Origin of the sequence: Pseudoalteromonas sp. MMG007 (assembly GCF_018100985.1) — a bacterium.
GTDB lineage: Bacteria > Pseudomonadota > Gammaproteobacteria > Enterobacterales > Alteromonadaceae > Pseudoalteromonas.
The window spans coordinates 89,845-101,816 of record NZ_JAGJEI010000002.1; the positions used below are offsets into that span (position 1 = coordinate 89,845).

11 protein-coding genes and 1 pseudogene are annotated in these 11,972 nt (G+C 37.5%); 6 read left to right on the forward strand and 6 right to left on the reverse strand.

The window, feature by feature from the left end; genetic code table 11:
* The first annotated feature begins 338 nt into the window (after positions 1–338).
* The 5 genes from J8L71_RS04255 (at position 339) to J8L71_RS04275 (ending at position 5,486) form a co-directional block, all read left to right on the forward strand.
* Positions 339–1,601, forward strand: a complete 1,263-nt coding sequence (locus J8L71_RS04255; RefSeq protein WP_210999421.1) for a hypothetical protein — start codon at positions 339–341, stop codon at positions 1,599–1,601.
* Positions 1,601–2,041, forward strand: coding sequence for a hypothetical protein (locus tag J8L71_RS04260; protein ID WP_210999422.1), 441 nt, complete (start codon positions 1,601–1,603; stop codon positions 2,039–2,041). Before J8L71_RS04255 ends, J8L71_RS04260 begins: the two co-directional genes overlap by 1 nt.
* Complete coding sequence (locus tag J8L71_RS04265; RefSeq protein ID WP_210999423.1) at positions 2,034–3,671, forward strand: diguanylate cyclase; 1,638 nt, start codon at positions 2,034–2,036, stop codon at positions 3,669–3,671. Before J8L71_RS04260 ends, J8L71_RS04265 begins: the two co-directional genes overlap by 8 nt.
* A 170-nt stretch (positions 3,672–3,841) precedes the next feature.
* Positions 3,842–4,543 (forward strand): metal-dependent hydrolase, encoded by a 702-nt coding sequence (locus J8L71_RS04270; protein WP_210999424.1) that lies wholly within the window; start codon positions 3,842–3,844, stop codon positions 4,541–4,543.
* 340 nt (positions 4,544–4,883) lie between these two features.
* Positions 4,884–5,486 carry a thiamine biosynthesis protein ThiC gene (locus J8L71_RS04275; RefSeq protein WP_210999425.1) on the forward strand — a complete coding sequence of 201 codons (603 nt, stop codon included), beginning with the start codon at positions 4,884–4,886 and terminating at the stop codon, positions 5,484–5,486.
* A 232-nt stretch (positions 5,487–5,718) separates the two neighbouring features.
* Here the strand turns inward: J8L71_RS04275 and J8L71_RS04280 are convergent, their stop codons facing one another.
* The 5 genes from J8L71_RS04280 to J8L71_RS04300 form a co-directional block, all read right to left on the reverse strand.
* Positions 5,719–6,162 carry a hypothetical protein gene (locus J8L71_RS04280; RefSeq protein ID WP_210999426.1) on the reverse strand — a complete coding sequence of 148 codons (444 nt, stop codon included), beginning with the start codon at positions 6,160–6,162 and terminating at the stop codon, positions 5,719–5,721.
* Positions 6,163–6,345: 183 nt separating this feature from the next.
* Entirely contained in the window at positions 6,346–7,059 is a 714-nt protein-coding gene (locus J8L71_RS04285; RefSeq protein WP_210999427.1) for an HNH endonuclease signature motif containing protein, read from the reverse strand.
* A gap of 116 nt (positions 7,060–7,175) precedes the next feature.
* Positions 7,176–7,889 (reverse strand): hypothetical protein, encoded by a 714-nt coding sequence (locus J8L71_RS04290; protein ID WP_247655197.1) that lies wholly within the window; start codon positions 7,887–7,889, stop codon positions 7,176–7,178.
* Between the two features lie 124 nt (positions 7,890–8,013).
* Complete coding sequence (locus tag J8L71_RS04295; protein WP_282098385.1) at positions 8,014–8,976, reverse strand: DUF4917 family protein; 963 nt, start codon at positions 8,974–8,976, stop codon at positions 8,014–8,016.
* Positions 8,977–9,253: 277 nt separating this feature from the next.
* Positions 9,254–9,868, reverse strand: coding sequence for a cold shock domain-containing protein (locus tag J8L71_RS04300; RefSeq protein WP_210999429.1), 615 nt, complete (start codon positions 9,866–9,868; stop codon positions 9,254–9,256).
* Between the two features lie 405 nt (positions 9,869–10,273).
* Between J8L71_RS04300 and J8L71_RS04305 the strand changes: the two are divergent.
* Positions 10,274–10,720 (forward strand): annotated as a pseudogene (locus tag J8L71_RS04305) (trimeric intracellular cation channel family protein); the annotation flags it as partial.
* 217 nt (positions 10,721–10,937) lie between these two features.
* Here the strand turns inward: J8L71_RS04305 and J8L71_RS04310 are convergent.
* Positions 10,938–11,912, reverse strand: coding sequence for a transposase (locus tag J8L71_RS04310; protein WP_210999430.1), 975 nt, complete (start codon positions 11,910–11,912; stop codon positions 10,938–10,940).
* Between the last annotated feature and the right edge of the window lie 60 nt (positions 11,913–11,972).

The window sequence follows — 11,972 nt, forward strand, 5'->3', positions numbered from 1 at the left end:
TTATACTATATCAATATTTAAATGCAACAATATAACGTTCAAATCATTAACAAACGATATAAAATATATCTGTAAGTTACAAAGCCTATTGTAAATACGTTTACTTCGCATTTTATATATGTAGCTAACTAATCTGCATGTACTTAACTACCTGTATCAGTTACGTTTTATACATAATTTAACGTTAAACAATCAAAATTTTGCGCTAATGCTAAATAATGTCATTTTCTTAAATTCATCATTCTTACGGATTTAGTTAAAGACCATGTTGATCACGTTGGTAATTTAATAAATTGTGCTATCTTTTTATTATCTACATTTCAAAAATACGGGCTAACATGTTGTTCCGAGGTACAATTGCCATAGCAATATTGGCAATTTCCGCTGCTAATAAAACCTATGCAAACGACATAGACGTACAATTTAGCGGTTTTGCATCCTTAACACTCAGCTACACGGACGATTCAGATATTGGCTTTGCATCGAATTATTCAAATGTCAACGACTCTGGCTTTTCAGCAACGCGAGATTCAATATTAGGTGGGCAGGCTAATATATCATTGGCCAAAAATTGGGACTCTGTGGTTCAAGTTGTCATTCAAGATCATGCTTTTAAAAGCTTTGATAATTTTTTAGAACTCGCCTTTGTGCGTTATCGTCCCTCGCGCCATTGGGCTGTTCGTGCTGGTAGGTTGAACAGCGAGCTTTACTTACTGTCTGAATATCCTTACGTAGGGTATGCCTATTTATGGGTACGCCCGCCGCATTCGTACTACTCGTTTGCAAACCTTGCAGGAAACTTCGACGGTATAGATGTTGAATACAGCAAAGCCTTTAACGACGGTTTTTTACGTTTAAAACTTGCTTATGGTAGTACAACAGCCAAGCTACAAGCCTATAATGACGACTTCTTTATTGATTTTGAAAACTTAACAACTTTTAGCGCAACCTACTCTTTAGATGCATGGACTATGCGTTTTTCATTATCGAAATCAGACTTTGGAGATTATAAGTCAACTGTTTTAGATGAGTATTTAGCCGCACTTGATGCCGTACCACAAAGTTTATGGCCGCATGCACAAAAAATATCAAGCAAATTTAACACCAAAAGCAACAGTATAGAATACGCTGCGTTTGGGCTTACTTACGATCATAACAATTGGCTTATTCAGTCTGAGCTAGGTATTTCAGAATCTGATTGGATAGTTGCCCCATCAGTTCTTAGTGGCTACATTAGTACAGGTTACCGAGTAGACAACGCAATATTTTACACCGGTTTTTCAGCGGCTAAACACCGTCATGATGTAATAAAAGTAAACGATCCCGCTTTTGCGCCAAGTACTCCTGAACAATTTACAGTGCCAATACAGCAGCTCGCAGTTGCCAGCCAGTCTGCTTTTAAAATTACCAATGTTCACCAACACTCAATTAACGTAGGTGTAAAATGGCAACTGTCTGAGCGCGTAGCATTAAAAGCCCAGTTAGACCGCTTTGATATAAAGCCTCAAGGCGCTGGCCTATGGAGCCTTAGTAAACCTTCAGACGTTGATAAGGGGCACAAAGTACACATACTTAGTCTAAATGCTAGTATGGTGTTTTAATGATGAGCCCTCGCAACCTATTTATAAATGCCTTGCTGCCTTTGTGCCTGCTTGTTGTGAGCTTTTGTGCTAAATCGACAGAATTTGTGGTCGTCGTTAATAAAAAAAATACGATTAACGCATTATCAAAACGAGAAGTTATTGATATTTACATGGGCCGGTATTTAACTTTTCCTGATGGTGAAACTTCAAAACCAATTGATTTGCCCGCGCAATCAACTTTAAAAAACGACTTTTACTTAAAACTGGTTAATAAAGACGAGCAAAAAATAAATGCGTATTGGGCAAGGCTGTTATTTTCAGGGCGTGCAAACCCTCCCTCTCCTTCAACATCGGTAGAGGACGCAATAAAAAAAATTGCATCATCACAATTTGCCATTGGCTACATTCCGCTATCGCAAGTTTCAGATGCCGTAAAAGTGGTATACAAATTTGATTAAAGTTATTAGCCAAAAACTCTACATACGTGTCGCAATATCAATTGCGTTAGTTGCTATTGTTGTGTCTCTACTCTCTTCTATGCTGTCGTATTATTCAGGCTATAAAGAAAAGAAAAACACCAACTACTTACTTGTTCAACAGTTAGCGCAAACAATGGAAAAAACAGCCGCCATAGCTGCTTATTTAAACGATAAAGAATTAAGTCAAGAAATAATCAACGGCCTACTAAGTAACGACTTAGTACAAGGCGCAAGCCTAGAAGGTGAAACAAACGCAAAAGGCGACATGGCGTTATTTATTGCCAACGGCACTATTAATAAACAAAAAGAAGCGGTGTTAGTTAAGCTTGCTCACCCTTTTTTAGATGACACCTATATAGGGATATTATCAATATACCCCGACGATAAATTTATACAGCAACAAGCACAAGCAGCGCTTAAAAAAGAATTCATTTTAATGTTAATTCAATCTATTGTTATCGCATTTTTTGTATCGCTAGTAGTACAACGTTGGCTTACTCAACCTATTCAAAACCTGACCGATAGCTTTGCTAAAATAAATCCATGCGAGCCAGAAACCCTTAAAATGCTGACCTTTAAGCAAGGCAAGCGAGACGAAATAAGCCGTTTAACACACGGTATAAATGCCTTAATGAACGAGCTGCATTTAACGATTAGTAATGAGCAAACGCTGCGTAAAAAAACCCAAGAGCTAGAAGCCAAGTTTAGACTTATTTTTGAACAAGCCAGCGCAGGTATTTGTTTACTCGATAGCAAAAATATTATCACCACATTTAACCCTGCATTTAAGCATTACTTTACTGTACCTGGTGAAAAAGAGTTACCTACCTTGCATTTTCCTGAGTTACTAAGCAACGTAGAAGAATTACAAATCCTACTGGACGATATTCGTTCTACTCAAAACCCACCACAAACCACCTTAGATATTGAGTGTAAGGTTGGCTACAAAACGGTGTGGTTTCATTGCTTATTTGTAAGATTAACAGACCAAAGAGAAAGTAAACGAAGCCCTAAACAAGAGCAACTAGTAGAAGTAATTTTACACGATGTAACCGAGCGCGCAGAGCGCGAACTGCAAACCCGTTTTGAAGCCGATCACGACCCGCTCACCGGCTTATTAAACAGGCGTGCCGGTGAAAAACGCCTTAAAAAAACACTGCGTGAATGTATTAAACATAATGAACACTTAGTGCTTATGATGATTGATTTAGATAAGTTTAAACCCATTAACGACACCTATGGCCACGAAGCCGGCGACAAAGTGCTCATTGAAATAGCACACAGATTTAAAACACTGTTTCACGAAAAAAACGACATGTGTATCCGCCTAGGGGGTGACGAATTTATCGTTGCTCAGCAAATTAAAACCTACGATAAAGCGGCAACACAACAAAAAGCGAACGCCCTACTCAGTGAGTTAAAACATGATATTAATATTGCGCAAAATAAAACGTGCGCAGTAGGTGCAAGCATAGGTATTGCAGTAGCCCCAAATGATGGTAACGAACTAGTTGCGTTAATGCTAAACGCAGACAACATGCTCTACCACATTAAAGAAACTGGCCGAGGGCAAATTGCATTTTTCGATGAGTTTAAAAATAGCGAGTAGTAATAAACGGCAAAAGTTATCACTTCGTCGATTCAAATATCACGTTGATGTAATAAACCACGGTTAATTAAACTAACAAAAACATATTTTAAGCCCAACCTATAAAGTACATTGAACAATTAAGTTTTTGATTGCTAGAATGCCAACCTATTTTTCTATCAAGAGATACAATGGCAAATTTCAATACTCATCTTAATACTGCAGTCATCGTCACCGGTTTAGGTTCAGCCACTTTATTATCTGCAGGCCATGTTGATTTAAACGGCGCGCTTTGGTTATGGTTTTTAGGCTCTATCGGCGGTTTATTACCCGACATAGATTCAGATAACTCCACATCACTCGATACTATTTTTAACTTATTTGCACTGAGCGCTGTATTACTGGTGCTGCATTACATAACCACCGAGCTTATTATTACTATTAGTTTTGTTAAGTTAATAGTAGTCCCGCTATTAGTGTACGGGTTTATGAAATACATTATTAGACCCATTTTTGAATGGATCACAGTACATAGAGGTAGTTGCCACTCTTTACTATTTTTATTGCTATGCGCGTTATTAACAACCCAAGTAACGTGGAAACTAAACGACCAAACAACCGCACATGCCGCTACTTTTGCCTGGTTAACAGGTGGGTTTATTTTACTCGGTGGGTTAATTCATTTATTACTTGATGAACTTTACAGTGTCGATTTGAATAATGTCACCATTAAACGCTCTTTTGGTACGGCTTTAAAAATAGCCGACTTAGATAATAAATTAATCACGTTGGCATCGGTTATTGCCATTGCAGGTTTAATCTATATAGCCCCGCCTACAGAGCAAACTATTATCGCATTAAGTGACTGGTCTAATTTTAGGTTTTTATCTTAACAAAATTAGTAATAAGCCAGTTTACTGCATACTCAAATTAGTGCCCGTTTGGTAATTTAAAGCTAATTCACTAAACGGGTGCAAAGCGCCGTGTTTTATTAGCGTACATGGCTTAAATAAAAGCAACTTTGCAAAGTTAAGTTTAATTAAAAGCCGTAACCTGAGCTAATTTGTTATTAATTAATACTTTTATAGATTTAAGTGAAATAATTAACTCGCTTTACCTGTCTTATACCTACAACGATAAACGCTATTTAAATACAAAGACTAAGCAGTTTGATACATTCAAACTCGCAACACCTGTTGAAAGCGACAAATATAAAATCAAAAGAGGTCCATAATGGAATTTACACATAAACGCACCACCCTAATTACAGCATCGTTATTGTTAATATTGGCGGTATCACAGGGTATTTATTCAGCCCTTTACAGTGCTGAAATTAGCTTTTCAAGGCAGGTGGCTTGGGGGCTAGAAGCACTGATATTTACTTTACTTGTTGCCTTTGCAGGTTCTGCTATGGTGCAAGCAAAAAATGCTCAACTAGGCTGGTCAGCTATCACGTTTAGCGCAGTACTTAATATAGTGCAGGTAAGCGTTGGCCTTACGTTGTTTTCAACATTTGGCAAAGTTGCAGGCACAGTAGAAGGCGCACAACCTTTAATTGGTGGCGTGGTATCGTTGTCATTCATGATTTACTACGCAGCTAAATTATTATTGGGATTAGCAGCACTTGTATTTGGCCTATCATTTATCGCTAAAGGCGGCAAAGCCATAGGTAGCCTTACAGCCCTTGCAGGCGCAATTGCAATGTTAGCCAATGGTATTTTACTTACTTGTGGCCGTGATGGATTCCTTCCATCAGGTGTTGCTGGCGCCTCAGGCATGATTGCAACGTTACTATTGGCAATCTGCTTATTTGGTCTTAACCGTAAACAAGACTAAGGCTTAATACCTTATAAGTAAGGTAGTTACTTAGATAAGTTATAAACATCGGCGTGTATTAGAGAACCTAATTCGCCGATGTTTTACGTTTAAAGTGACAGCCATCTTATTTTTTTTTGATAAATTCACAAAGAGGCTATGAGGCGCTTCGCTTTTAAAGAGGATAATGGCTTATATCAAAGCGATTTAACTCAGTTAAGCTTTGGTGTGTGAAGTCAAGATTTGACTTCATTTATTCTCGTAAATTCTTGTTACTTACGCTTTTTAATAAATCGAATTTCGTAATGATATAAACAGGTTCTTTTTTACATTCGACTTTATAAAGATATTGATTTTTAAGAAAATTAGTTTTTTCTTTTATTAAACTAATTTGCTCCCATGGTATTAAAAAACTCCTGGGAAATAGTAGAATCAACATCCGTTTTTGGCTTATAAATATACCTTGCTGAAATGATTTGATATTTAGCCAAGTCCGATATTCACTGTTTTTCTCACGAGAAATATCTGCCACATTCGTAAAGTACATACTGCTTGATTTTAAAAGTGAGGAATCAGAAATAATTAAATCCGTTTTATATTCTCTAGCTAGTTTAGGGTAATACCCAATAATGCTTTGGATATAATTGACTAAAATATAGAACAATAAAAATAAAATTAAGCATATAACAAAGTCCATTTTTTAATACTCCGAAAACTTGCTCTGCACTGCTGACTAAGCTGAAATTTAAGATGGGTGTCTTATTAATTGTGCAAATAGCATAACATTTCTTTCTTAATAGGTGGCCAAAATTACTTTACCACTACAACTCGCATGATGGGTGGTGTGGGGGCTGGAGGTTAGAGACCTCCGGCTACCCGATTATAAGCTTTCACGTCGAACTCTAAAAAAGTACTGTACGATTATAATCACTATTGATGCCAATATCGACGCAATAACACCAGAGATAAAACCAAAAACTTTCTCATTTGTCGCTAATTCCTTTGCTTTTAGCTGTTGTACACTGAGTAGCGCCTCAACTACCTTTTTATCTGCGTTAACGAGTGGTTCCAATTTAGTCTGTTCTTCAACTAAAATCTCTAATGACCTTTGATTTTCCGCTACCTGGTTCTTTTGAATTTCAATAAAAGTTAATAGTTGTTTTAAGCTGTCTTCTGTTTTATCTAATTGTTCTATCTGAGTTTTGAAGTTTAAATTCTTGGCAATACTTTCTTCTCTTTGAAACTCGATTTTTTGATTGGAATAAACTGCGAATATCATCCCAACAACTGTAAGTATTACTGATAATATACTTGTCAGTTTCGGTGATTTTATATAAGCATGCACCCAAGCCATAGCGGCTTTTTTAGCTATTGGAGCAGAAAACTCATCGAATAATTTATCTGATTTTTTAGCATTGCACATCCTACATGCAGCTGCCAGATTTTCTCTCGAATCACTTCCACCTTTACTTCTAGGATGCTTGTGATCTATTGCACTATTCGACTCATCGAGCTTAGTTCCGCAATATTCACACTTCCAATTAGCTTCATCAAATACTTGTTTTCTTAACGCTCTGGTAATTCGATTTCTCATCAGCTTCCTCATAGCTCATAACGCTTTGCTAAGCGGCTAAAAATGGTTGGCTAAAATAGTGAGGAACGAACAAAAGCCAACTGTTTTTTGTCCGTTTAAGCAACTTGCTAGCTGCATTATTCATCTGTAATACCTATTTGGCGTAACAGCATACGCCCTAGGTGTGTTGTGTCTGTATAGCTAACTTCAGGCTTTCCCGAAATCGTATCAAAACTTGGTAAACCAGTTTCGTGATCAGTTCGAATATGCCCTTGAATTAAACCTAATCTTTCTAGATGGTCTCTATAACTCTCTTGTAGTGCCGACTTATTCAACTCTCGTTCTCCAGAACCTACATACGCGGGAGCAAAATTGAGAATGTTCGCATGTTTTTCCCTAAACTCTTCATCCCCAGCAAGTGTCGGGTGAAGGTAAAATCTAAGCCAAATTATTTCGGTATCATTTAATTCCGATAATAAACCTAATAGATATTTGGATGAGTCAATTTCAATTTCATCATCAGATAAACCATTAACAACAATTGAGGCTATATACGTTCTGCGGTCATTGGTAATTGCTCTTGAAGCATGAATATACCCATCCTCGATTAGGGATAGATACTCTTCCTGTTTAACTTTTTGTCGAATACTTTCTTCGTCTGTGTTTGATAGTCGTCTTTCTAATTCGGTGACATATTTAGTCAGTCTATCGATACGCTGATTTGGAATTAATGAGTCTACAAGTTCTGATAATAGTGGTCCAACAAATGGAACCGCTCCCATAACTGATTTTCCGACAGAGGCTATAAGATCACTCTTATTGGCTGATTCTATATCATTTTTATTCGACAAGGCTGATTCCCCATGCAGCTAACGCCGCATTAAGCGGACTAAAATAGTGGGTTATAATGTGTAACGAAGCGAAACCTAACCCACTGTTTTAGTTCCGTTTAAATACCTTGTTAACCCGATTTAATTACCAATCAACGAAGTCTGTTATATTGTTCAGCCTGACAACAGTAGTTAAATCACTACCTAACTCTGACAACCAAAAAGCTTCCCTTTCATCTTGAGCTCCAGCGCCATCCCACTCAACAATTCGGTTTCTTGTATGCTTTAAATACGGTTTTAATAATACATTTAGATGTTCATCTAAACCTGAATAACCAAACAAAATAACTTCTTCGGCTTCTTCAAGCGCTGAACGTAAATAACTCCAGTATGTCGATAGAGCCCCTGATGCAGAAATTACTGCAGGCTTATGTTTAACATGTGTAAGAACGATATGCTGACTTGGTTCATCTCGATTAAGAGTAAGATTTTGTCTAGGTAACTTTGAAATACTATTTCCACGCTCAACAAATAATGGAGAACCATGCAGATGCAAATAATATCCAAAATTATTGCCATACATTCTAACTAAAGTTTCTGATGAAAAACCTTGGTCAATCATGCCATCGACTAAATATCCGTTATATCCATTGAATACATCGTTATCGATAAAAGAATTATATAAAAGCTTGTCATAGTTCAATGTAGCAACATGTGATTTAGTGCCTTTAACAAACTCAATAAGTGGTTCATAAAAGTCAGGTGGTAATTCACCATCATAATTATGTAAAAACGTAGCAACTTTATGGATATATTTGGCTGTTATCTCAGGAAAACTTTGTCCGTCTTCAGTTAGCCAATGTATATCTCCATCTCCAATTCTATTTAATGACTTACAGTAGGATATAGCTTGGTGTAATAGATCAAGCTCATCTTCGCCTTCTGGTGGCCCATCCTTTCCAAGACAACGAGCGATCAGTTGTTTTTGTTCGTCAGTTAAAACACCATCTCTATTCCAGATGTTATTAAGAGCGTTTTGTAATGAGAAATGTTCTGGGCATAAACTCATTCCTAGCCCATTTCCAAATATAATTAGCTTCCGTGGCATTATGACTCACTATGATTTCGGGTTAACAGCTTATTGCACCCCACTTTGGGGGGTTATAACACCCCAAAACGGCGTATATTACGTTGTTCGATAATTACACCAAACAACTCATTTATAAACAGATAATTACAATTGCTAATCAGTAGCCTTTGTTATTTAACCCCAAAACGACTTTCAATAATGTTATGGGACAAAACTTACATGGCTATATTTATACACAGCCATTAATTAGTTCTATTTTTACTTAACCTAACCTTTGACTAATCGATTTATAAAATTACAATTCATTTTCAAACCTTGTATCGTTCTCACAAGGTTTTCCATCGCCATCACCATCCATTTTTGTATTCGGGCAGTTATTAATAAAAAATACAGCCTCTTCGCGTGAGCGCATTTCAGTACAATACTGCCTGCCATCACACGTAAAATTTTGCGTGTTTTTAGGAATAACGACTTTTGGGTATTTTTCATCAAAGGTAGCTAAATCGTCATTGGTGGCTAAATCATTGGTGATAATAGGTGTTTGGCTGCTTGAGTGAGCGTTGTATTTATTAATCGCATAAAAACAAAGTGCAGCAATAAGCGCTATTGAGGCAACTTTACCTAAAAAGCTACTGGTAAAATTAGATTTGGCAATGCGATGCGGCTGTTGTGTGTGTTTTTGATAAGGTGCTTTAAGCTCTGCAACGCCTTCTATGCGGCAGTTAACTGCTTTGGTTTTACCATCGGGCTGCGTTGCAACTTCAAAATAAATGGTGTCGCCCACTTTAGGCTTGCGGCTCATGTGTTTGAGCGCTGATATGTGTATAAACGTGTCGTGCTCTAGGGTGTCTGATTTAATAAAACCAAAACCTTTGTCGGTTTTCCACGTCTTTAACAATCCCTTGTGCATGTATCCGCCTATTTTGCTTAAGCTGCGTTTTACGCAAATTCCATTTAGTTAACACTTGTTATTATACGTTCCTAAATTAGGACGATGCAACCACATATTCATGTTGCGTTAATTTTACGCTTTACCTAATTAACTTAATTATTAAATTCAGCTTAAAAATAAACGCGCTAAAAACAACTAAAACTCAGCTTATTTTATTTATAATTTGCGGCCAAATGTCCTTTAATTCATATCAACCATTGCACGCCCAACCACCAGCTTAACAGCTTGTTTACACTCGGTTTTGTTATTAGTTATTTCTATCTCAATTAACCGTTTTTAGTACGATTTTTCATTCGTTATTTACTTAATTTATCTATACAATCCACACCTTATTTTTACGCACGTATTTTAAGTGATTATCTCATGTTACTAACCGTTGTTTATATTATTGGTATTACCGCAGAAGCCATGACCGGCGCACTTAGCGCAGGCAGAATGAAAATGGATTGGTTTGGTGTTGTACTTGTTGCCAGCGCCACGGCAATTGGCGGTGGTAGCGTGCGAGATATTTTACTAGGCAATTACCCGCTTACGTGGGTACAACACCCAGAGTATTTATTAATTACTTGCATAGCGGGCATTGTGACTACTTGGCTCGCTAAGTGGGTGGTTAAATTTAAGGGCATTTTTATGCGCCTAGACGCCCTTGGTTTAGCTGCCTTTAGTATTATTGGCTGCCAAGTGGGACTAAATATGGGGCTGCATTATGGAATTTGTGTAGTGGCTGCGGTTGTAACCGGTGTATTTGGTGGCTTACTGCGCGATTTAATATGTCGCCAAGCGCCGCTGGTATTACATAACGAGCTATACGAACAACCAAACTAGACAGCCACTCTTATTGAGCTAACAAAACTGTGACACTAATATTTGCTCTTCAAGTTCAAAATTTATCTTTTATGACTGAGTCACTTTATTTCATCCGTTAAATAAGTCATTAGCCCTATTAAACCTAAATTACACGCATGAAAACAACTGCATAATGCAGTTGTGATTTATTACTGAATAGTTTTACTGAGTAGCTTAAGTTTTATGCGAGTAGCTTTTCGCAATTGCTAACATTTGATCGCCGTTTACGCTTTAAATTTTCACAGTAACTTACTTGTGAAGTGGGTCTGCCTACTGCGCCATGAAATACACGCGTAAATTGTGTGGTGAGTTTTAACCAGTTTTCAGGGGATATATTAATTCTTTCTAGCAAAGAAAGGTTCATATTATCAATATACCCGCGTTTATCCTCTCGTATTATTCGCCCTGTTAACTCAACAAGTTCTAGGTACGATTTAAGCTCAAACGGTAGCCCTTTAGGCATAATCTGACGTGGCATGCCTGCAAAACGTAGTAACTGTTTAGGCTGTTTACCTTCTGCCCCACATGTTAAGCGCTTATGTACGCTGGTATGGTCTGACCCTTCTGGGGTGTTAGCCATTTTAGCTCTAATGGGGTTTAAATCTACATACGCCATACAGGCTGCAAGTGCGGCTTCATCAAGCAGTGCTTGTGACCTGAAGCGCCCCTCCCAAAACCTACCAGTACAGTTATCTTCTTTATTTGCTCTGCGCGCAATGTCTTCATTTAATAGCCGCATAAACCAGCTGATACTTGATAAGCGTTCCCGGTATTGTTTGACCGTTTTGTTGAAAAAGATGAGCTCAACGTTACTTAACTTTTCACCTTGTACATATTTTTGCGTTAACAATGTGCCTTTACAAAGCTTATGCCAGCGAATGATAATCGCTTTATCATTTAGCCTATTTGCTTTTTTATCGTCAACATACAGGACTAAATGGGTGTGATTACTCATTACGGCGTAAGCACATACATCAATACAAAATACCTTCGCTAACTCAAGTAGCTTATCTTCAACCCACCCTCGTCGATGCTCGTAAGATTGACCAGTAAAACGGTCTTCTCCACATAAAAATGCACGACGAACACAGCGTGAAATACAATGGTAGTATTTTGTATCAACCAAACTTACTTGACGCTTTCTTGCAATTGCCATAAGACACCCTGCTTGTTTTTTGCACTAAATAAAGGCTAGCCTCTAACTTTGAAAAGTGCA